The sequence below is a fragment of the Bradyrhizobium sp. BR14999 genome, assembly GCF_056106085.1.
The window spans coordinates 6140664-6161156 of sequence record NZ_CM148536.1 but is presented as its reverse complement, the minus strand read 5'-3'; the positions used below and the strand labels follow the sequence as shown (position 1 = coordinate 6161156).

Below are 20493 nucleotides of genomic sequence, written 5' to 3'. Positions count from 1 at the left end.
CCCTGCGCACAAGAAACGTGCGGCCTTAAACCTCGACTTTGGAACCCGCGTGCATCCTGCCGGCAAAAGGGCAGGGCATCCGCATGTCTATTCTCAGGGAGATCGTCGCTGCGATCGCAGGGGTGTACGCGCTCCTGTTCGTCTGCGACGCATTGTTCGGGGTCGGCGAGGCACGCTTCGACGACGCCTATTTCCGCGCCAGCTTCTACGCGCCGCGGCCGAAGGAATTTCGCTTTGCGAGCGATACGCCGCCGGCGGTGCGTGTCAGCGACGCATTTGCGCAATTTGCGCCGGGCGAAGCCAGGCCGAACAGACGTTACTCGTCGCTGACGACGATCATCCGTTAGTGAATGTTGGAAGTACGCCCGTCGTTTGTTCGGGGTCCACCTCTCCCCGGCGGGGAGAGGTCGGATTGCGCCTGGCGATGCGAAGCATCGTCCAGTGCAATCCGGGTGAGGGGCCGCAGCATTCGGTGAGACTATAACCCCTCACCCGGATCGCATCTTTCGATGCGATCCGACCTCTCCCTACGGGAGAGGTGAACCCTCGGCTCGCATTGATTCAGTCCGGCTTCAGCGCACCCTCACTCGCCCTGGATCCATTCGGCGACGCCGCGCCACAGCGTATTGCGGTGATCGGGGCGGAAGAAGCCGAAATGGCCGATGGCCTTGGCGCCGACGTCGGACGGTTTGACCGTCAACACCTCCGGCTTGATCGCGGTGAACCCGCTGGTGAGCAACTCGACCGCGGGGCGCGTCGCCCAGGGATCGTCCGAGAAGCACAGCGCGCGCAATTCGCCCTTGAACCTCGCAAAGTTCTCCAGCGCCGGCAGCCGTGAATCGAAGAGATAGCGGGGGCTCGAGACCCACTGGGCCCATTGCAGGAAAACGCCCTTGGGCAAGTCCTCGCCAATGCCGACCCAGCCGGGCGCGTAGCCCAGCGCGTGGACCAGCGGCACACCGACAAAATTCATGAAGGCGAAGACGCGATATTTCTCCGGCGAGGTCATCAGCCGCCAGGTCGCCGCCTGCGAAGCCACGAAGGCGGCGCGCGAGATGTCCGTGTTGTTGGCGATCAGTCCGAGCGCCTGGCCGCCGAAGGAATGGCCGACATAGGCAAGGGGCAGGGTGTGGTAGCGCTCGCGCATCCAGCGCACCGCGGCGGTGACGTCGAGAGCGGCCCAGTCGGACATCGAGGCCTTGAAGCCGACCAGCGATTTCGGCCGGTTGTAGCCGACCACCGGCTGCCGGGAATCGCCGATGCCGCGATAGTCGTAGGTCAGGACGGCGCAGCCGCGATGGGCGAGATAGGAGGCGAAGCCGCGGTAGATTTTTCGCGGGACGGCGGTGGCGGAGTTGATCAGCACGGCATGGCGCTTGGCGCCGCGCGGCAGAAACAGGGTGCCGGTCAGTGCATACCCGTCGGTCGCCGGGAAGCTGATCTCGTCGATGAAAACGTCGTCCAGTGCCGCGTCCATGGGCAGAAGGTGTCCTGCCGGTTTACTTACCAGTTTTCTTGCCGTTCCCAGCAAATGCGAATTTGGCTTTGCCCGCAAGGGTTTGCAATGCGGAATGGATTTACAACTGGCGGGGCGGCGCCAGCCTGTGTATAAGGCGGCCCTCGCAACCCACAGATCAGGTTGCACTTTTTGCTTCACGGAGAGATTGCGATGTCCGAGCGGTGGACGCCCGAGTCCTGGCGCAGCAAGCCGGTGCTACAGGTGCCCGATTATCCCGACGCCAAGGCTTTGGCCGACGTCGAGGCGCAGCTTGCGACCTTTCCGCCGCTGGTGTTCGCGGGCGAAGCGCGCAACCTGAAGAAGGCCTTAGCGCGGGTTGCGGCCGGCGAGGCCTTCCTGCTCCAGGGCGGCGACTGCGCCGAGAGCTTTGCCGAGCATGGCGCCAACAACATCCGCGACTTCTTCCGCGTGCTGCTTCAGATGGCGGTGGTGCTCACTTACGCCGGCGCCGTCCCCGTGGTGAAAGTCGGCCGCATCGCCGGCCAGTTCGCAAAGCCGCGGTCGTCGCCGACCGAGAATGTGAACGGCGTCGAGCTGCCGAGCTATCGCGGCGACATCGTCAACGACATCGCCTTCACCAAGGAAGCGCGCGTGCCGGATCCGCAGCGCCAGCTGATGGCCTATCGCCAGTCGGCCGCGACGCTGAACCTGCTCCGCGCCTTCGCCACCGGCGGCTACGCCAATCTCGGCAGCGTGCACCAATGGATGCTCGGCTTCCTGAAGGATAGCCCGCAGTCCCGCCGCTACAAGGAATTGGCCGACCGCATCTCGGACGCGCTGAATTTCATGCGCGCCTGTGGCCTCGACCTCGAGGCCCACCCCGAGCTGCGCGCCACCGATTTCTACACCAGCCATGAGGCGCTGCTGCTCGGCTACGAGCAGGCCCTGACCCGCGTCGATTCCACCACCGGCGACTGGTACGCGACCTCGGGCCACATGATCTGGATCGGCGACCGCACCCGCCAGCTCGATCACGGCCACATCGAATATTTCCGCGGCATCAAGAACCCGATCGGGCTCAAATGCGGCCCGTCGCTCAAGCCCGACGAATTGCTCAAGTTGATCGACGTGCTCAACCCCGACAACGAGCCCGGCCGGCTGACGCTGATCGGCCGCTTCGGCGCCGACAAGGTCGCCGAGCATCTGCCCAACATGATCCGCGCCGTGCAGCGCGAGGGCAGGGTTGTGGTCTGGTCGTGCGATCCCATGCACGGCAACACCATCACCTCGACGTCAGGCTACAAGACGCGCCCCTTCGACCGCATCCTGTCCGAGGTGAAATCGTTCTTCGCGATCCACGGCGCCGAAGGCACCCATGCCGGCGGCGTGCATCTGGAGATGACCGGCCAGGACGTCACCGAATGCCTCGGTGGCGCCCGCGCCATCACCGACGAGGATCTCAACGACCGCTACCACACGGTCTGCGATCCCCGTCTCAATGCCGAGCAATCCATCGACATGGCTTTCCTGATCGCCGAGCTGCTGAAGCAGGAACGCGCCGGCAAGACCAAGCCGATGCCGGCCGCAGCGGGGCTCTAAGATCTTGCTGCGGATCTGGAAGGCCACGATCAATTCCCGGAACGGTCTGGCCTTTGCGTTTCGATCGGAGCAGGCCGTCCGCGAGGAGATTTTTGCGCTCCTGCTGTCGCTGCCGCTGGCCTGGTTCATCGGCGCGACCGCGATGCGCGCGGTCGAGCTGGTCTGTGCGGTCGCGTTCGTGCTGGTGGTCGAGCTGCTCAACACCGCGATCGAAAAACTCGCCGACCGCCTCACCATGGACCACGACAAGCAGATCGGCCGGGTCAAGGACATGGGCTCGGCCGCAGTCGGCGTTGCGCTGCTGATGGCCGGCGCGTTCTGGATCTTTGCGCTCGTCGAGCGATTGGGTTTCGTCTAGCCCGGAGAATATCCATTGAGCGTGGGAATCCGAGGCTCCTCCTTCACCTCTCCCCAACGGGGAGAGGTCGATTTGCGCCTCGCGATGCGCAGCATCGTCGAGCGTAAATCGGGTGAGGGGGAGCAGGTCCCACGAGAGACCGTAACCCCTCACCCGGATTGCCCTGGGCATGCTTCGCATCGCCAGGTGCAATCCGACCTCTCCCTTTGGGAGAGGTGACAGCGAGCGCGCCCATGACCGAACGTCTCAACGCATTCGCGGTCACGCTCGCCCAGCTCAATCCGACCGTGGGCGATATCGAGGGCAACGCCGCCAAGGCGCGGGCGGCGCGCGCGCGAGCCGCCGCCGACGGCGCCGATCTCGTGCTGTTTCCGGAACTGTTCATCGCCGGCTATCCGCCGGAGGACCTGGTGCAGAAGCCGGCGTTCCAGGCCGCCTGCCGCGCGGCGATCGAGGCGCTGGCGCGCGAGACGGCGGACGGTGGTCCGGCGATGCTGGTCGGCACGCCCTGGGTCGAGGAGGGCAGGCTTTACAATGCCTGTGCGCTGATCGATGGCGGCCGTATCTCCGCGCTGCGCTTCAAGTGCAATCTGCCGAACTACGGCGTGTTCGATGAGAAGCGGCTGTTTTCGCAGGGCCCTGCCGCCGGCCCTGTGACGGTGCGCGGCGTGCGCATCGGCGTGCCGATCTGCGAGGACATCTGGCTGGAAGAATCCGAGGACTACGAGAACGTGGTCGAGACACTGGCGGAGACTGGCGCCGAGATCATCCTGGTGCCGAACGGCTCGCCTTACGCCCGCGACAAGAACGACGTTCGCTTGTCGGTCGCGGTGGCGCGGGTCACCGAAAGCGGGCTGCCGCTGGTTTATCTCAATCAGGTCTGCGGCCAGGACGAGCTGGTGTTCGACGGTGCTTCCTTCGTGCTCAACGGGGACCTCTCACTCGCGGCGCAACTGCCGGCGTTCGAAGAGAGCATCGTCACGCTGCGCTTCACCAGAAATGGTGACGACTGGCGCTGCGCGGGGCCAGTCGCCGAGCAACCCGAGGGTGACAAGGCCGATTACGCCGCCTGCGTGCTGGGCCTCCGCGATTACGTCGCCAAGAATGGCTTTCCGGGCGTACTGCTCGGTATCTCCGGCGGCATCGATTCCGCGCTCTGCGCCGCGATCGCGGTCGATGCGCTCGGCGCCGATCAGGTGCATGGCGTGATGCTGCCTTATCGCTACACCGCACCACACTCGGTTGCGGATGCCGGCGAGCTCGCAGGCCATCTCGGCATCCGCTACGAGGTTTTGCCGATCGCGGAAGCCGTCAACGGGTTCGAGACCATCCTGTCCGGCATCTTCAAGAACCTGCCGCCTGACATCACCGAGGAGAATCTCCAGTCCCGCACCCGCGGCACGCTCTTGATGGCGATCTCCAACAAGACCGGCTTGATGGTGGTGACGACAGGCAACAAGTCCGAAATGTCGGTCGGCTACGCCACGCTGTATGGCGACATGAACGGCGGCTTCAATCCGATCAAGGACATCTATAAGACGCAGGTGTTTCGGCTGGCGGCACTGCGCAATTCCTGGAAGCCGGAAGGCGCGCTCGGGCCGGTTGGCGAGATCATTCCGCCCGATATCATCACGCGGCCGCCGACCGCGGAGTTGCGCGAGAACCAGCGGGATGAGGACTCGCTGCCGCCTTACGACGTGCTCGATGCCATCCTGGAACGCCTGGTCGAACGCGAGGAGCCGCTTGATCAAATCATCGCGGCCGGCTTCGACCGCGAGACCGTCACCCGCATCGACCATCTCCTCAACGTAGCCGAATACAAGCGCCGCCAAGCCGCACCCGGCGTGAAGGTGACACCTAAGAATTTCGGCCGCGACCGCCGCTATCCCATCACCAACCGCTTTCGTGACAAGGGCGAGCCGTTGCCGGTGCCCGACGAGACGCTGGTCTCGCGCGGCAGCCGCGCTTCGATTGACGCGTTCGAGGGTTAGCATCGGAGAGAGACGGGCAGTCTCGCTACAATACTCCGCGGCGGACATTGTAGAAACCGACTCCTCCCGCGGAGTACTGGATGCCCCGCCTTCGCGGGGCATGACAGTGAGAACTCGGATTGCCGCTACGACGGGGTTGCGAAGAAGAGCACCCGAAGGAAGTGGGTGTATTCGGATTCGAGCACCATGATCGACACGAATACCAAGACCGCGACCGGCGGCAGCAGGATGGCATAGGCCAGGGCCAGTCGCTCCCAGGCCATGTGCATGAAGACGGCGACGATCAGGCCGGCCTTCAACACCATGAACAGCAGGATCAGCGACCATCTGAGATAGCCATGTAGGCCAAAGTAATCGACGAGGTAGGAGCACGTGCTGAGGACGAACAACCAGCCCCACACCACGAGGTAGAGCTTGATCGGGTGCTGTTGACCCTTGGCGTGAACGGCTCCCGTTGCGATTGCGCTATGCACCGGAGCGTGAAGCTGTCCTTCCATGTGTACCGCCGCGTTTGTCATGCGCCGACCTCACCAAAGATAGAAGAATGCAAAGATGAACACCCACACGAGATCGACGAAGTGCCAGTACAGGCCCATGATCTCGACGATCTCGTAGTACCCCTTGCGGCTCGTGAAGAAACCGCGCCTCTCGACGTCGAAGTCGCCGCGAAAGACCTTCCGCGCAATGGCGATCAGGAAGATCACACCGATCGTCACATGGGTGCCGTGAAACCCGGTGATCATGAAGAAGCTCGCACCAAACTGCGGGGCACCCCATGGATTGCCCCAGGGCCGAACGCCCTCCATGATCAGCTTGGTCCATTCGAAGGCCTGCATTCCAACGAAGGTTGCGCCGAAAGCTGCCGTGGCCAGCATTAAGGCCGCGGTTCTGACGCGATCGCGGCGGTAGCCGAAATTGACGGCCATCGCCATCGTGCCGCTGCTGCTGATCAGGATAAACGTCATGATGGCGATCAGGATCAGCGGAATGTGCCTGCCAGCGATGTTGAGAGCGAAGACCTCGCTGGGATTGGGCCAGGGCACGGTCGTCGACATCCGCGCCGTCATGTAGGAGAGCAGGAAGCAACTGAAGATGAAGGTGTCGCTGAGGAGGAAGATCCACATCATGGCCTTGCCCCAGGACACGTTCTTGAAGGCGCGCTGATCGGACGCCCAGTCGGCGGCGATGCCGCGCCAGCCTTCAAGCCGCGCAGGCGATTGGCCCGGATTTGTCAGCATGGTCGCAGCCATCTGGTCTCGCCTCCCTAGCTCAGCAATTGGCGGCAGATGTTGACGAAATCGTCGGTCCATCCCGTGAGAAGGCCGAGCAGGACAAGCCAGACCAGCAGCAGGAAGTGCCAGTAGATGGCGCACAGCTCTACGCTCAAGCGCATGTCGGCGATCTCGACGCCGCGCCACATCTTGGCTGAGGTTCGGCCCAAGGCCACCAGACCGCCCGTCAGATGCAGCCCGTGCACCGCGGTCAACAGGTAGAAGAAGGAATTCGCCGGATTGGACGCCACGAAATATCCGGCAGCCCCGAGCCGTTGCCAGGCCAGGAGCTGTCCGGCGAGGAAGATCACGGCAGATGCTCCGCCCGCGAGCAGGCCGATCATGACGCCTTCAGCATCGTCTCGGCGCGCGGCCACGTATGACCATTGCAGCGCGGCACTGCTCAGGACCAGGACGCCCGTGTTGACCCACAGCAGTCGCGGTATCGGCAGCGGCCGCCAGTCCACCACGCTCATGCGCATCGAGTAGGCGCTGATGAAGAGGACGAATAATGTGCTCGCGACGGCGAGAAACACGCCAAGTCCGACCTTCGCTGCCGGCCAGGTCATGGCATCGCCGCCCGGGAAGTCACCGATCGGGCCTTCCTCCAGCCATGGCTTGGCCGTCAGCCGCTGCTGCGACAGCCACCATCCGGCGATCACCGCAAGCACAGCCAGGAACAGGATGATGGCGCTCACGAAGCAGCTCCCTGAACGAGCTGCGTCGCGTGCGGCGGCTGGTTCTGCGGAATGAAGTCCTTCGCGGCGCCGGGGACACTGTAGTCATAGGCCCAGCGGTACACGACCGGGAGCTCCTTGCCCCAATTGCCGTGCCCTGGAGGCGTCTCCGGCGTCTGCCATTCCAGCGTCGTCGCCCGCCACGGATTGCCGCCCGAGGCCTCACCTTTGAACAAGCTCCAAGCAAGGTTGAACAGGAACACCATCTGGCTGAAGCCGACGGTCAAGGCCACCACGGAGATGAACGCGTTCAGTGAATGGGCCGAGGACGGGATGAACGCCGCATCCCCGAGTTCGAAATAGCGGCGCGGAACCCCGAGCAGTCCAAGATAGTGCATGGGGAAGAAGATCAGGTAGGCGCCGAGGAAGGTGACCCAGAAGTGAAACTTGCCGAGAGCCTGGTTCAGCATCCGCCCCGTGACCTTGGGGTACCAATGATAGATCGCGCCGAGCACGACCATGATCGGCGCCACGCCCATCACCATGTGGAAATGCGCGACCACGAACATGGTGTCAGAGAGGGGCACGTCCACGACGACGTTGCCGAGGAAAAGGCCGGTGAGCCCGCCGTTCACGAAGGTGATGATGAAGCCGAGGGCGAACAGCATCGGCACCGTGAGATGGATGTCGCCGCGCCACAGGGTCAGCACCCAGTTGTAGACCTTGATCGCGGTGGGGATTGCGATGATGAGCGTCGTGGTGGCGAAGAAGTACCCGAATTGCGGGAACATGCCGCTCACATACATGTGGTGCGCCCATACGATGAAGCTGAGCGCGCCGATGGCCACGATCGCCCAGACCATCATGCGGTAACCAAAGATGTTCTTGCGCGCATGCGTGCTGATCAGATCGGAGACGATGCCGAAGGCGGGCAGGGCGACGATGTAGACTTCGGGATGGCCGAAGAACCAGAACAGGTGCTGGAAGAGCAGCGGGCTGCCGCCGCCATATTTCGACAGCGTGCCCATCTCGACGAGCGAAGGCATGAAGAAGCTGGTTCCCAAGAGACGGTCGAGCAGCAGCATGACCGAGGCAACGAACAGTGCAGGGAATGCCAAGAGCGCCATCACGGTCGCCGTGAAAATGCCCCACACCGTCAGCGGCAAGCGCATCAACGTCATGCCGCGGGTGCGCGCCTGGAGCACCGTGACCACGTAATTCAGTCCGCCCATGGTGAAGCCGATGATGAACAGGATCAGGGACGACATCATGAGAATGATGCCCCAATCCTGCCCGGGCGTTCCGGAGAGGATCGCTTGCGGCGGGTACAGCGTCCAGCCGGCGCCGGTGGGGCCGCCGGGCACGAAGAAGGCCGAGGCCAGCACCAGGACTGCGAGCAGGTAGACCCAGTAGCTCAGCATGTTCACATAAGGGAAGACCATGTCCCGGGCGCCGACCATCAGCGGGATCAGGTAGTTGCCGAAGCCACCCAGGAACAACGCGGTGAGCAGATAGATCACCATGATCATGCCGTGCATGGTGATGAACTGGAGATACTGGTTGGCATCGATGAAGGAGAAGGTGCCGGGGAATCCCAGTTGCAGCCGCATCAGCCACGATAGCACCAGGGCCACCAGCCCGATGGCCGTGGCCGTCAGCGAATACTGAATGGCGATCACCTTGGCGTCCTGCGAGAAGACATAGCGTGTCCACCAGCTCCGCGGATGATAGAGCTCGACATCAGGCACTTCGGCAGGCGGAATGCCGGGGATCCCTTCATATGGAATATCGACCATAGAAACCTCCTCGGTCGTTTCCATCGGGTGAGACCTTGGCCTCATGCACCCGATCTATCTTGGCGGCGGCTTACTACTTGCCGCCGGATTGGTACGTCGCCTTCACGACGGCTTTTGCCGGCGACAATTCTGCAAACGTTTTTTGTTGCTCCAGCCAAGCGTGATATTCACGCTCTTCGTCGACGATGACCTTGGCGCGCATCTGATAGTGAGCAGCGCCACAAAGCTCCGCACAGAGAACGTCGAACGTTCCGGTTCGGATCGGCTTTATCCAGAAATAGGTCACCATGCCTGGAACCATGTCCATCTTGGCCCGGAATTCGGGCACGTAGAAATCGTGCAGGACATCGACCGAGCGGAGGAGAACCTTGACCGGCTTTCCCACTTGAAGGTGCAGCTCGCCGCTCTCGATCACGACGTCGTCCTGCCCGTGTTGGTCGTCACGATTGAGTCCCATCGGATTGTCGGAAGCGATGTTGCGGACATCGGATGTGCCCAATTGCCCATCCTTGCCCGGAAGGCGGAAGCTCCATTGCCATTGCTGCCCCATGACCTCGACCTCGGTGGCATCCGCAGGCACCGTCACGAACTGGTGCCAGACCACGAGGCCAGGCGCCAGCATGGCCGCGACGCCGACGCCGGTCCCGACGCTCAGCCACCATTCGAGCTTTTTGTTTTCCGGATTGTAGTCGGCCCGTCTTCCCTCTTTGTGGTGAAAGCGGAAGACGCAGTAGGCCATGAAGGCGATGACCGCGACGAAAACAAAGCCCGTGATCCAGAACGTGATGTTGATGGTGTGGTCGATATAGGCCCAGTTCGTGGCGATCGGCGTCCACCACCACGGGCTGTAGAGGTGAAACAGCACCGAGCCGATCGCGACCAGAAGCAATATCAGTGCGACAGCCATCCTGATCCATCCTTGCCATTGAAGGCTACGGATACGAATCCAGGGCGGAGCTCATGTCTGTCGCGATGGCTGGCCTTTCTTGGTCGGCATTCGTGCCATCGCCGGCCTGTTGCTTCGCCCATTCCACTGGTCGCGAAATCAAGGGAACGCTCGCGACCATCAATCTCATCGGAGCTAAGGGCGTCTGTGTGTAAAATGGTCCCAGCCTAATCCGGCGTCAATAGAGCATATCGGCGTGTCAACGCGCGGCGTGGACGTTGCCGTCGCCCGGAAGGTCGACAAAGCATCGGGTGTGCTCAGCGTCCGGGGTGATGCAACGCACAAATCAGGTCCCGCAATTCACCGAACCGTGAGTTCAGCCTTGCCCCGCGCGCGCTAAGCTTGCGAGGCAGGTCGCGACGGGTTCCGTCCGGCCAGGCTCGTTCGCTGAACCTGGGTTACCGTACTCGACCCATCGCGTTTCCTGCTCATCCGGCGGACACGCGTGGCTGGAAAGCGCGTGTTATCGAAACCGCGATTTTCAGGACGGGAGGTCCGTTCATGGCCACTCTGTACTCCCACGACATCAGGCGGCACGTATTCGGCGAAGCGGCCTCCTATCCCATTCGCAAGATCAGCTTGTCCGACCTGTCCGACGCCCTGCGCCTGGGTTGGGAGGATTTCCAGGCGATGCCGAGTCACGCGATCGTCGTGTGCGTGATTTATCCCGTTCTCGGTCTCGTCCTGTTCAGGATGGTGCTCGGCTATTCGGTGCTGCCGCTACTGTTTCCGCTGGCCGCCGGCTTTGCCTTGGTCGGGCCTTTTGCCGCGATCGGTCTCTACGAACTCAGCCGTCGTCGCGAGCGCGGCGAGGAGGTCGATGCATGGGATGCGTTCAAGGTGCTGCGCGCACCTTCGTTCGGCGCCATGGTAGAACTCGGCGTGCTCCTGCTGGTCCTGTTCGGGGCCTGGATCGGTGCCGCGAACGCAATCTATGTCGCAATCTTCGGTCACGCGGCGGCCGCAAGCATTCCCGACTTCGCAACGCGCGTGCTGACGACACCGGAAGGGTGGTCGCTCATCATCGTCGGTTGCGGTGTCGGCTTCCTGTTTGCGGTTGTGGCATTGTGCGTCAGCGTCGTGTCATTTCCGTTGATGCTCGACAGGCATGCGACTGCGATCGACGCGATCCGCACGTCGCTTCGAGCGGTCGCGGCGAATCCGGTTGCGATGGCCGGATGGGGCCTCATCGTGGCAGCGCTGCTCGTGATCGGCTCGCTGCCGCTCTTCGTCGGTCTCGCTGTCGTTCTGCCGGTGCTCGGTCATGCCACCTGGCACCTCTATCGGCGGGTGGTCGAGCCGAATCCGAACCCACCGGACGCACCGCCGCCGCCCCCGAAGGGAAAGCGCTACGCAGCAGACTTTCCGGCCAATCTCTTCCCGTGGAGCCGCGAGGGCGAGTAGTAGCGCGCGTTTGAGGGATAACGGTTGCGAGTGAGACGGGCGATTGTGCCCCTGGATTGCTGTCATCATCCGCGAAAGCGGATGATCCAGTACCCTGCGGCGCTGCTTGTGTGCACGACTGGCGTTACGGAGTACTGTATGCCCCGCCTTCGCGGGGCATGACAGTAAAAGCAGGGCTGCCTACTTCTGCTGCTGCGGCAGGAAGGTCGGGCCGACCGAGCGGATCGGCTTGTTCTCGGAGTTAGCAGGGGCGCCAGTATCCGCCGGCGGCGGCGCGGCGGGCGCGGTGGACGTCGTCGGCGCCGGAGCTGCGCCCTTCTTGGCATTGGCAGGCGTGCCCTTGTTGAGCCGCTGCTGCTGCATCTTCCTGGCGCTCTCTTCGGTGACGATGATGTCGCCCTGCTGCTCGGCCGCCGCCTTGTCGTCGGCCGATTTCAACGCATCCGCCCAGGTCTGGCCCGCGGCCTTGCAGGAGCAGGACGGGTTGAACTCGCTGCGGAATTTGAACGCGGTCGGCAGCGCCGTGTAGGGCTGGCCGCCGATCGAGACCGCCGAGTTCATGTCTTCGCCGGGATTGCGATGGGTATAGAGCACGGCTTCCGCGGCCGGGCACAGCGCCTTGCAGGTCTTCTCGTCGTCGGGGAAGCGCGCCGGCACGGTCGCAAACGAGATCGGGAAATAGGCGCCGTCGCAGGTGCGCACGCATACCGTGCGGAAGGTGCCGGATTGCGGGCCGAGATCGGCGGGCGGCACGGCTTGCGGATTGCCCGCGCTGTTGCCGCCGAACAAATTGCTGAGGAAGTTGCCGCCGCCCTGTGATTGCGCAGCGTTGGCATATTGCGGGCCGCAATTGTTCTGCGCCAGCGCCGCCAGCACCGAGCGGCGCTGGTTGTCGCGCTCGGGGCTGAAGCCGCCGGGGCCGCCGCCGCGCAGCCGCTCGAGATTGCCGGTGATCTGGTCCAGATTGGCGCGCATCTGCTGGATCTGGGTGTTGACCGGGCCGCATTGCGCGGACTGGCCGTTGAACAGCGAGAAGAAGCCGGAGGAATCGCAGCCCATGCGCTTGGCCTGCATGGTGACGCGGTCGAGCTCGGCCTGCTGACGGCTCTGGGAATCCTGGTAGCGGCGGATCTGCTCTTCGCGCGCGGGGTCGCCACCGCCGCCGCGGTCGAGCGCGGCGAGCTGGCCTTCCAGCCGCACGCACATCGGATTGGGGCCGAGTCCGTTCTGGCCGGGCTGAGGCGGCGGTCCGGGCGGGCCGGCCTGCGCGAAAGCGCCGGTGGCGAGCACGACCGTGCTTAGGAGCAGGGTGCAGGCAAGGAGGAAGCGGGCACGAGGCAGGGACAACAATTCAGGCATATCCGCCATTCTAGCGAGGTCACGGCCCAATGTGACTTTCCAAGTGACTTTGGAGGGCCGAAGCGCGCCCTCCCATAGCCGCTTCCTGCGGCATCGTCACGTCGTTTCAACGGCCAAAGATTGGGCCTAAGGTCCGCCAGTTCCGAGCGAATTCAGCGCTGGCAGGTGATTGCGACATATTCGTCGCAACGGCCATGGGAGCAGTTTGCGCCGGATTTGGGGACGGAGCCGGTAATTTCGTCGGGATCGACCCGGCGATAGGCCGAGGCCTGGGCAAAATCCCGTGACTGGCAATAGGTGCGCGCGATGGAGGCGCCGCATTTGTCGCCCTTGGCCAGGCACTGGTCGACCCCGTAGCCGTCCGCCTGGTTGGCGATGATGAAGACGCGGGTCTCGGCGCAAGCGCTGGATGCCGCAATGATGGAGGCGCCGAAAATGAGCGCGAACAAGGATCGCATGAAAACACCGGGGGCAAAAAAGGAACCGCCAGTTCCAGAATGGGCCCAAATGGTTAAGGATCATGAACCATCAGGACGAGCCGGGCGCTTTGCGGAGATAAAGCGGCGTTTTCGCGGCTCTCTTGACGCGGGGCCGCCTCATAGCCCATATGTGGCCGCATGAACGGTCTCCTCGCCATTTGCGCCATTTGCCGCGAGATTACGAGCTAGCGATTCGCTGGCTGGAGCCGTCTTTTCTCAAACACATTGAGAGCCCTGGACGCCCGGCCAACAGCCGACGGGTATCCATATGGAATTGCGCCTTTACGATACGCTGAGCCGGGAAAAGCGGACCTTTGTACCGCTCGATGCGAAGAACGTCCGTATGTATGTCTGCGGACCGACCGTCTATGACTTCGCCCATATCGGCAATGCACGGCCGGTGATCGTGTTTGACGTGCTGTTTCGGCTGCTGCGCCATCTCTATGGCGAGGCGCATGTCAAATATGTCCGCAACATCACCGACGTCGACGACAAGATCAACGACCGTGCCGCGCGGGATTTTCCTGGCCTGCCGCTGAACGAGGCCATTCGCAAGGTCACGGAGCAGACGGGAAAACAGTTTCACGCCGACGTCGATGCGCTGGGCGCGCTGCGGCCGAGCGTGGAGCCGCGCGCGACCGAGCATATCGGCGAGATGCGCGAGATCATCGAGAAGCTCGTCGGCGGCGGCTTTGCCTATGTCGCCGAAGACCATGTGCTGTTCTCGCCGCAGGCGATGAACGCGGCCGATGCAGGCCTGCCGCGCTATGGCGCGCTGTCCAATCGATCGCTGGACGAGATGGTCGCCGGTGCGCGTGTCGATGTCGCGCCCTACAAGAAGGGCAATACCGACTTCGTGCTGTGGAAGCCGTCCAAGCCGGGTGAGCCGTCATGGCCGTCGCCGGCCGGCATCGCTGCGCAGGGACGTCCGGGCTGGCACATCGAGTGCTCGGCCATGGCCTGGAAGCACCTCGGCGAGCATTTCGACATCCATGGCGGCGGCATCGATCTCGTGTTTCCGCATCACGAGAACGAGGTCGCGCAAACCTGCTGCGCCTTCCACCAGCAGCGCATGGCGAACTACTGGATGCACAACGGCTTCCTCCAGGTCGAGAGTGAGAAGATGTCGAAGAGCCTCGGCAACTTCATCACCATCCACGAGCTGCTGCAGGATTGGCCGGGCGAGGTGTTGCGTCTGAACATGCTGAAGACGCATTACCGCTCGCCGATCGACTGGACCATGAAGTCGCTGGAGGAGAGCGCCAAGACGCTCGACGATTGGTATCGCGTCGCGGCCGACGTCGAGCCCGGCAGGCCGGCGGCTTCCGTGGTCGAGCCGCTACTGGACGACCTCAACACGTCCCTGGCGATCGCAGCGCTGCACGGCTTGCGCGGCAGCGACGTGAACGCCTTGGCAGGATCATTGCGGCTACTCGGTTTCCTCTCCGAGAGCGCTGCGCAATGGGAAGGCCGCAAGCAGCAGGCGAGCGGCATCGATGCGAAGGAAGTCGAGCGCCTGATCGCGGAGCGAACGGCGGCCCGTAGCCGCAAGGACTTTGGGGAATCCGATCGCATCCGCGATCTGCTCACCGCGATGGGCGTTGCGATCAAGGACTCCAAGGAGGGCACGACCTGGGAGATTGCGCGATGAAGCGGCCCGACACGCCTTTTCCACGGCACTGGCTCTATTACATCGTACTGAAGATCGCGCTGCTCGCTGGTGCCGTGGCGCTGGTGCTGAAACTCTATGGGATGTGGTGAAGACCGATGGGACAGACTTTGCCAAAACCCGGCTTGCGGCCGTTCCTGCCTGATGACGTGCCGGTGCTCGCCGCGATCTTCACCGCGAGCATCGAGGAGCTGACCGGTGACGACTATAGCGAGGCGCAGCAGCAGGCCTGGATGGAGACGGCGGAAAGCGAAGAGTTCGGCAAGCGGCTCGCCGCCGACCTGACCCTGGTCGCGACGCTGGAAGGCTCGCCCATCGGTTTCGCCTCGCTGCGCGGCAACGATCACATCCGCATGCTCTATGTGCATCCGGGAGTGAGCGGGCAGGGCGTTGCGACCATGCTGGTCGATGCGCTGGAAAAGCTTGCCGGCGGCCGAGGTGCCACGAGCCTCTCGGTCGACGCCAGCGACACCGCGCAGGGCTTCTTCGCCAAGCGCGGCTACATCGCCCAGCAGCGCAACAGCGTCACCATCAACGACGAGTGGCTCGCCAACACCACCATGAAGAAGATGCTCGGAGCTCCGCAATGAGCAAGGAGCGTCTCTATCTCTTCGACACCACGCTGCGCGACGGCGCGCAGACCAACGGGGTCGATTTCACGTTGGCCGACAAGCAGGTCATCGCGGCGATGCTCGATGATCTCGGCATCGACTATGTCGAGGGTGGCTATCCCGGCGCCAATCCACTCGACAGCGAATTCTTTGCAACCAAGCCAAAGCTCGCCCATGCGCGCTTCACCGCCTTCGGCATGACGCGGCGAGCCGGGCGCTCGGTTTCCAACGATCCCGGCGTCGCCGGGCTGCTGGAAGCCAAGGCCGACGCGATCTGCTTCGTGGCGAAGTCATCGGCCTATCAGGTGCGCGTCGCGCTGGAGACGACGAAGGAGGAAAACCTCGCCTCGATCCGCGACAGCGTTGCGGCCGCGAAGGCTGCTGGACGTGAAGTGATGCTCGACTGCGAGCATTTTTTCGACGGCTACAAGGAAGACGCGGCGTTCGCGCTCGCCTGCGCCAAGGCCGCTTATGAGGCCGGCGCACGCTGGGTGGTGCTGTGCGACACCAATGGCGGCACCATGCCTGATGAGGTCGAGGCCATCGTCACCGAGGTGACGAGGCACATTCCCGGCGATCATGTCGGCATCCACGCCCATAACGATACCGAGCAGGCGGTGGCGAATTCGCTCGCCGCGGTGCGCGCTGGTGCGCGGCAGATCCAGGGCACGCTGAACGGCCTCGGCGAGCGCTGCGGCAACGCCAATCTCTGCTCGCTGATTCCGACTCTGAAGCTGAAGAAGAATTTTGCCGACGCCTTCGAGATCGGCGTCACGGCCGAGAAGCTGGCAACGCTGGTCAAGGTCTCGCGCACGCTCGACGACATGCTCAACCGTGTGCCGAACCGGCACGCGGCCTATATCGGCGAGAGCGCCTTCGTCACCAAGACTGGCATTCATGCCTCCGCCGTGCTGAAGGATCCGCAGACCTACGAGCACGTCCTGCCGGAGTTGGTCGGCAATCACCGCAAGGTGCTGGTCTCCGACCAGGCCGGACGCTCCAATGTCATCGCCGAGCTCGATCGCGCCGGCATCGCTTATGAAAAGAGCGATCCCAAGCTGACGCGCCTCGTCGAGGAATTGAAGGCACGCGAGGCGGCGGGCTACGCCTATGAATCCGCAAACGCCTCGTTCGAGCTTCTGGCGCGCCGGACGCTCGGCAAGGTGCCGCACTATTTCGAGGTCGAGCAGTTCGACGTCAATGTCGAGCAGCGTTACAATTCGCACGGTGAGCGCGTCACCGTCGCTTTGGCCGTGGTCAAGGTCGACGTCGCCGGCGAGCATCTGATCTCGGCCGCCGAAGGCAATGGTCCCGTCAACGCCCTCGACGTCGCCTTGCGAAAGGACCTCGGCAAGTACCAGAAGTACATCGAGGGCTTGAAACTGATCGATTATCGCGTGCGTATCCTCAATGGCGGCACCGGCGCGGTTACGCGCGTCTTGATCGAGAGCGAGGACGAGAACGGCGACAGCTGGACCACGGTCGGCGTGTCCCCGAACATCATCGACGCCTCGTTCCAGGCGCTGATGGATTCGGTGATCTACAAGCTCGTGAAGTCGGGCGCGCCGGCGTAAGCGACGGCGGCGCAACAGCGCCGTTATTGCGAGCGAAGCGAAGCAATCCAGAATCCCTCCGCGGTCCACACGCTGGATTGCTTCGCTACGCTCGCAATGACGAGGAGGAGAAAGGGAGCGCGACCAATGATCGACCACATCTCCGTCGGCGTCAGCGATCTCGATCGCGCCGCGAAATTCTATGAGGCCGCGCTTGCCGCGCTCGGTCTCACGCGCCTCGTGACGCGGCCGCGGACTATCGGCTTCGGCAAGGCCTATCCGGAGTTCTGGATCAACTTGCGCGAGGGCATGCCGCGCGTCGCGCTGGAGAGCGGTGTGCACATCTGCCTGCGGGCGAAGACGACTAATGAGGTCGACGCGTTTCACGCCGCCGCGCTGTCGGCCGGCGGTGCCTCCGACGGCGCGCCGGGCATCCGCCCGCACGATCGCGTGCGCTATTACGCGGCGTTCGTCACCGACCCCGACGGTAACCGGATCGAGGCGGTGACGTTTCCGAGCGAGTAGCCGTTAAAGCCTGCGTGCCACTTCCGGTGCGAGCTGCTTTTCTGCCTCGGCGACCTGGGCGGCAGCCGTCTTCAGCTTCGGCAGAATCTCTTCGACGCGATCGGCCTTGAGAATGTCGATCGAAAGGCCGGCGCGGATGAACTCGGTCTGGCGCATGTGCGACAAGAGCGAGAACAGCGGCTCCCAGAAATTGTCGATGTTGGCGAGCAGCACCGGCTTGGCGTGACGGCCGAGCTGCTTCCAGGTCATTTGCTCGACCAGCTCCTCCAGCGTGCCGACGCCGCCCGGCAGCGCCACGAAGGCGTCGGAGCGTTCGAACATCAGCCGCTTGCGCTCATGCATGTCGGGGGTGACGATCATCTCCTGCACGCGGGTCAGCGCGTTTTCGCGCAGCCGCAGGAAGTCGGGGATGATGCCGGTGACGGTGCCGCCGTGATCGAGCACGGAGGTTGCGACCGCGCCCATCAGGCCGAGCGAGCCGCCGCCATAGACCAGGCGGATGTTGTTTTCGGCGAGTGCCTTGCCGAATGCCTTGGCGCCTTCGGTGAAGCGGGGATTGGTTCCTGGGCCGGAGCCGCAATAGACACAGACAGTTTTGATTGTGCTCATTGGTGCCATGATGCATTGCAACGAAGAGGCGTCAAGCCCAATCGGTGATTCGGATCCCCCGGAAATCTACCGGTAAATGGCGATAAACAATCAAAGATTCGCCATCTGGCGGGGTGCGCGGACATCGGGAAGGCTCTATATGACGAACGAAAATCGTTAATGGTAGCGACGCCCGCATCCGGCGGGCTTTCAGGCTTCTTGATGGACCAACCTCAATCGTTCGACGGCGCCGACGTTCCTGATCCTCCTGCGGGGGGACCATTGGAGCGGGCCACGCTGATGGGCACGTTGGCGCATCTGTGGCCCTATATCTGGCCGGGCGACCGCTTCGATCTGAAGATGCGGGTGGTCTGGTCGCTGGTGCTGCTGCTCGCCGCCAAGCTGATCACGCTCGCCGTGCCGTTCAGCTTCAAATGGGCGACGGATGCGCTGACCGGCGCCAACACCGCGCCGGTGCTGGCGGACAATTGGCATCTTTGGGTGATCGCCCCACCGCTGCTGCTCACCGCGAGCTACGGCGCGATGCGCATCCTGATGGCGGTGCTGACGCAATGGCGCGACGGCATCTTCGCGCGCGTCGCCATGCATGCGGTGCGCAAGCTGGCGACCATCACCTTCATTCACATGCACGAGCTGTCGCTGCGCTTCCACCTCGAGCGCAAGACCGGCGGTCTGACGCGCGTGCTCGAGCGCGGCCGCGAGGGCATCGAGGTCATCGTCCGCATGGTGATCCTGCAGCTGATCCCGACCATCGTCGAGGTCTCGCTGCTGATGGCCGTGCTGCTCTGGCAGTTCGATTGGCGCTACGTGGTCGCGACCCTGATCACGGTCACCCTCTACATGTATTACACCTACATCGCGACCGAGTGGCGGATCGGCATCCGCCGCAAGATGAACGATTCCGACACCGAGGCGAACACCAAGGCGATCGACTCGCTGCTCAACTACGAGACGGTGAAGTATTTCGGCGCTGAGGCGCGCGAGGCACGACGCTACGACAAGTCGGTGGAGCGTTACGAGGAGGCGAGCGTCCGCACCTATACTTCGCTCGCAGTGCTCAACACCGGCCAGGCCGTGATCTTCACGCTCGGTCTGACCGCGACCATGCTGATGTGCGCGATCGGCGTGCGCAACGGCACCAACACGGTCGGCGATTTCGTGCTGGTCAATGCCATGATGATCCAGCTCTATCAGCCCCTGAACTTCATGGGCATGGTCTACCGCGAGATCAAGCAGGCGATCATCGACATCGAGAAGATGTTTGGTGTGCTCGGCCGCGAGGCCGAGATCAAGGACGCATCCGATGCGCAGCCGCTGGTCGTCTCCGCCGGCACCGTGCGCTTCGAGGACGTGCGCTTTGCCTATGAGCCGACGCGGCCGATCCTGAAGGGCATCAGCTTCGAGGTACCGGCTGGCAAGACGGTTGCGATCGTGGGACCGTCGGGCGCGGGCAAGTCGACGATCTCGCGTCTGCTGTTCCGTCTCTACGATGTCTCCGGCGGTAAGATCCTGATCGACGGCCAGGACATTCGCGAGGTCACGCAGGGTTCGCTGCGCGCCTCGATCGGCATGGTGCCGCAGGATACCGTGCTGTTCAACGACACCATCCGCTACAACATCCGCTACGGCCGCTGGGACGCCAGCGATGCCGAAGTCGAGGAGGCGGCGCGGCTGGCGCAGATCGATCATTTCATCCGCCTGGCGCCGATGGGCTACGAGACCCAGGTCGGCGAGCGCGGCCTGAAGCTGTCCGGCGGCGAGAAGCAGCGCGTCGCGATCGCACGCACCGTCTTGAAGGCACCGCCGATCCTGGTGCTCGACGAAGCAACGTCGGCGCTCGACACCCACACCGAGCACGAGATCCAGGGTGCGCTCGACCGCGTCGCCAAGAACCGCACCTCGCTGGTGATCGCGCACCGGCTCTCGACCATCGTCGGCGCCGACGAGATCATCGTGCTGGACCAGGGCCGCATCGCCGAGCGCGGCACCCACGCAAAGCTGCTCGCGCAGGCCGGCCTCTATGCCAGCATGTGGAACAGGCAGCGCGAGGCCGAGGCGGCACGGGAGAAACTGGCCAAGATGGCCGACGCCAGCGAGGCGCCCAACCGGCAGCCGCCGCCCGTCGACGACGCCCTGACGGCGCCTGCGGCGGCGGAGTGACCTTGTCTCCGGTCCCAACTCTGGCCT

At 63.5% G+C, this 20493-nt stretch carries 19 protein-coding genes; 10 read left to right on the top strand and 9 right to left on the bottom strand.

The window, feature by feature from the left end:
* Positions 1 to 83: 83 nt before the first annotated feature.
* Complete coding sequence (locus ACR9YP_RS28940) at positions 84 to 347, top strand: hypothetical protein (protein WP_370986710.1); 264 nt, start codon at positions 84 to 86, stop codon at positions 345 to 347.
* 236 nt (positions 348 to 583) lie between these two features.
* Here the strand turns inward: ACR9YP_RS28940 and ACR9YP_RS28935 are convergent, their stop codons facing one another.
* Positions 584 to 1477: an alpha/beta hydrolase family protein gene (locus tag ACR9YP_RS28935; protein WP_474217673.1), complete on the bottom strand. Its 894-nt coding sequence runs from the start codon at positions 1475 to 1477 to the stop codon at positions 584 to 586.
* A 192-nt stretch (positions 1478 to 1669) separates the two neighbouring features.
* Between ACR9YP_RS28935 and ACR9YP_RS28930 the strand changes: the two genes are divergently transcribed.
* The 3 genes from ACR9YP_RS28930 to ACR9YP_RS28920 all read left to right on the top strand — a co-directional run bounded on the left by ACR9YP_RS28930 (position 1670) and on the right by ACR9YP_RS28920 (position 5407).
* Complete coding sequence (locus ACR9YP_RS28930; protein ID WP_438109167.1) at positions 1670 to 3058, top strand: class II 3-deoxy-7-phosphoheptulonate synthase; 1389 nt, start codon at positions 1670 to 1672, stop codon at positions 3056 to 3058.
* A 4-nt stretch (positions 3059 to 3062) separates the two neighbouring features.
* Entirely contained in the window at positions 3063 to 3416 is a 354-nt protein-coding gene (locus ACR9YP_RS28925) for a diacylglycerol kinase (protein WP_128934485.1), read from the top strand.
* Positions 3417 to 3649: 233 nt separating this feature from the next.
* Positions 3650 to 5407: an NAD+ synthase gene (locus ACR9YP_RS28920; RefSeq protein ID WP_438109165.1), complete on the top strand. Its 1758-nt coding sequence runs from the start codon at positions 3650 to 3652 to the stop codon at positions 5405 to 5407.
* Between the two features lie 125 nt (positions 5408 to 5532).
* On the opposite strand, the gene ACR9YP_RS28915 is transcribed toward ACR9YP_RS28920, so the two are convergent.
* From ACR9YP_RS28915 to ACR9YP_RS28895, 5 genes are all read right to left on the bottom strand, one after another.
* Positions 5533 to 5925 (bottom strand): cytochrome C oxidase subunit IV family protein, encoded by a 393-nt coding sequence (locus ACR9YP_RS28915; RefSeq protein ID WP_438109164.1) that lies wholly within the window; start codon positions 5923 to 5925, stop codon positions 5533 to 5535.
* A gap of 9 nt (positions 5926 to 5934) precedes the next feature.
* Complete coding sequence (locus tag ACR9YP_RS28910) at positions 5935 to 6657, bottom strand: heme-copper oxidase subunit III family protein (protein ID WP_438109162.1); 723 nt, start codon at positions 6655 to 6657, stop codon at positions 5935 to 5937.
* A 14-nt stretch (positions 6658 to 6671) separates the two neighbouring features.
* Entirely contained in the window at positions 6672 to 7376 is a 705-nt protein-coding gene (locus tag ACR9YP_RS28905) for a cytochrome c oxidase subunit 3 (RefSeq protein ID WP_370986716.1), read from the bottom strand.
* Entirely contained in the window at positions 7373 to 9151 is a 1779-nt protein-coding gene (locus ACR9YP_RS28900; protein WP_474217672.1) for a cbb3-type cytochrome c oxidase subunit I, read from the bottom strand. Before ACR9YP_RS28900 ends, ACR9YP_RS28905 begins: the two co-directional genes overlap by 4 nt.
* A gap of 73 nt (positions 9152 to 9224) precedes the next feature.
* Entirely contained in the window at positions 9225 to 10058 is an 834-nt protein-coding gene (locus tag ACR9YP_RS28895) for a cytochrome c oxidase subunit II (protein ID WP_438109158.1), read from the bottom strand.
* 540 nt (positions 10059 to 10598) lie between these two features.
* On the opposite strand from ACR9YP_RS28895, the gene ACR9YP_RS28890 reads away from it, so the two are divergent.
* Positions 10599 to 11501, top strand: coding sequence for a DUF2189 domain-containing protein (locus tag ACR9YP_RS28890; protein WP_438109156.1), 903 nt, complete (start codon positions 10599 to 10601; stop codon positions 11499 to 11501).
* A gap of 180 nt (positions 11502 to 11681) precedes the next feature.
* Here ACR9YP_RS28890 and ACR9YP_RS28885 read toward each other — a convergent pair whose 3' ends face one another.
* Both ACR9YP_RS28885 and ACR9YP_RS28880 read right to left on the bottom strand, forming a co-directional pair.
* Positions 11682 to 12869, bottom strand: a complete 1188-nt coding sequence (locus ACR9YP_RS28885; RefSeq protein ID WP_438109155.1) for a DUF2865 domain-containing protein — start codon at positions 12867 to 12869, stop codon at positions 11682 to 11684.
* Between the two features lie 143 nt (positions 12870 to 13012).
* The gene (locus ACR9YP_RS28880) at positions 13013 to 13318 is read right to left on the bottom strand and encodes a hypothetical protein (protein WP_438109153.1); all 306 of its coding nucleotides are present in this window, start codon (positions 13316 to 13318) and stop codon (positions 13013 to 13015) included.
* Between the two features lie 289 nt (positions 13319 to 13607).
* Here ACR9YP_RS28880 and cysS point away from each other — a divergent pair, with 289 nt between their 5' ends.
* The 4 genes from cysS (at position 13608) to ACR9YP_RS28860 (ending at position 17697) form a co-directional block, all read left to right on the top strand.
* Complete coding sequence (gene cysS, locus ACR9YP_RS28875) at positions 13608 to 14990, top strand: cysteine--tRNA ligase (protein WP_438109151.1); 1383 nt, start codon at positions 13608 to 13610, stop codon at positions 14988 to 14990.
* 116 nt (positions 14991 to 15106) lie between these two features.
* Positions 15107 to 15598: a GNAT family N-acetyltransferase gene (locus ACR9YP_RS28870; protein WP_438109149.1), complete on the top strand. Its 492-nt coding sequence runs from the start codon at positions 15107 to 15109 to the stop codon at positions 15596 to 15598.
* A complete protein-coding gene (gene cimA / locus ACR9YP_RS28865) occupies positions 15595 to 17193 on the top strand; it encodes a citramalate synthase (protein WP_370986723.1) in 1599 nt (532 codons plus the stop codon). The genes ACR9YP_RS28870 and cimA overlap by 4 nt, the downstream gene beginning before the upstream one ends.
* A 126-nt stretch (positions 17194 to 17319) precedes the next feature.
* The gene (locus ACR9YP_RS28860; RefSeq protein ID WP_438109147.1) at positions 17320 to 17697 is read left to right on the top strand and encodes a VOC family protein; all 378 of its coding nucleotides are present in this window, start codon (positions 17320 to 17322) and stop codon (positions 17695 to 17697) included.
* Between the two features lie 3 nt (positions 17698 to 17700).
* Here the strand turns inward: ACR9YP_RS28860 and ACR9YP_RS28855 are convergent, their stop codons facing one another.
* A complete protein-coding gene (locus ACR9YP_RS28855) occupies positions 17701 to 18306 on the bottom strand; it encodes an LOG family protein (RefSeq protein ID WP_164934453.1) in 606 nt (201 codons plus the stop codon).
* A 201-nt stretch (positions 18307 to 18507) separates the two neighbouring features.
* On the opposite strand from ACR9YP_RS28855, the gene ACR9YP_RS28850 reads away from it, so the two are divergent.
* Entirely contained in the window at positions 18508 to 20466 is a 1959-nt protein-coding gene (locus tag ACR9YP_RS28850) for an ABCB family ABC transporter ATP-binding protein/permease (protein WP_474221137.1), read from the top strand.
* Positions 20467 to 20493 lie beyond the last annotated feature (27 nt).

Coding starts and splice junctions, on each gene's coding strand:
- ACR9YP_RS28860 (WP_438109147.1), top strand. CDS start 17,320: ATGATCGACCACATCTCCGTCGGCGTCAGCGATCTCGATCGCGCCGCG.
- ACR9YP_RS28870 (WP_438109149.1), top strand. CDS start 15,107: ATGGGACAGACTTTGCCAAAACCCGGCTTGCGGCCGTTCCTGCCTGAT.
- ACR9YP_RS28915 (WP_438109164.1), bottom strand. CDS start 5,925: ATGACAAACGCGGCGGTACACATGGAAGGACAGCTTCACGCTCCGGTG.
- ACR9YP_RS28880 (WP_438109153.1), bottom strand. CDS start 13,318: ATGCGATCCTTGTTCGCGCTCATTTTCGGCGCCTCCATCATTGCGGCA.
- ACR9YP_RS28930 (WP_438109167.1), top strand. CDS start 1,670: ATGTCCGAGCGGTGGACGCCCGAGTCCTGGCGCAGCAAGCCGGTGCTA.
- cysS (WP_438109151.1), top strand. CDS start 13,608: ATGGAATTGCGCCTTTACGATACGCTGAGCCGGGAAAAGCGGACCTTT.
- ACR9YP_RS28885 (WP_438109155.1), bottom strand. CDS start 12,869: ATGGCGGATATGCCTGAATTGTTGTCCCTGCCTCGTGCCCGCTTCCTC.
- ACR9YP_RS28890 (WP_438109156.1), top strand. CDS start 10,599: ATGGCCACTCTGTACTCCCACGACATCAGGCGGCACGTATTCGGCGAA.
- ACR9YP_RS28935 (WP_474217673.1), bottom strand. CDS start 1,477: ATGGACGCGGCACTGGACGACGTTTTCATCGACGAGATCAGCTTCCCG.
- ACR9YP_RS28940 (WP_370986710.1), top strand. CDS start 84: ATGTCTATTCTCAGGGAGATCGTCGCTGCGATCGCAGGGGTGTACGCG.
- ACR9YP_RS28900 (WP_474217672.1), bottom strand. CDS start 9,151: ATGGTCGATATTCCATATGAAGGGATCCCCGGCATTCCGCCTGCCGAA.
- ACR9YP_RS28910 (WP_438109162.1), bottom strand. CDS start 6,657: ATGGCTGCGACCATGCTGACAAATCCGGGCCAATCGCCTGCGCGGCTT.
- ACR9YP_RS28850 (WP_474221137.1), top strand. CDS start 18,508: ATGGACCAACCTCAATCGTTCGACGGCGCCGACGTTCCTGATCCTCCT.
- ACR9YP_RS28920 (WP_438109165.1), top strand. CDS start 3,650: ATGACCGAACGTCTCAACGCATTCGCGGTCACGCTCGCCCAGCTCAAT.
- ACR9YP_RS28855 (WP_164934453.1), bottom strand. CDS start 18,306: ATGAGCACAATCAAAACTGTCTGTGTCTATTGCGGCTCCGGCCCAGGA.
- cimA (WP_370986723.1), top strand. CDS start 15,595: ATGAGCAAGGAGCGTCTCTATCTCTTCGACACCACGCTGCGCGACGGC.
- ACR9YP_RS28895 (WP_438109158.1), bottom strand. CDS start 10,058: ATGGCTGTCGCACTGATATTGCTTCTGGTCGCGATCGGCTCGGTGCTG.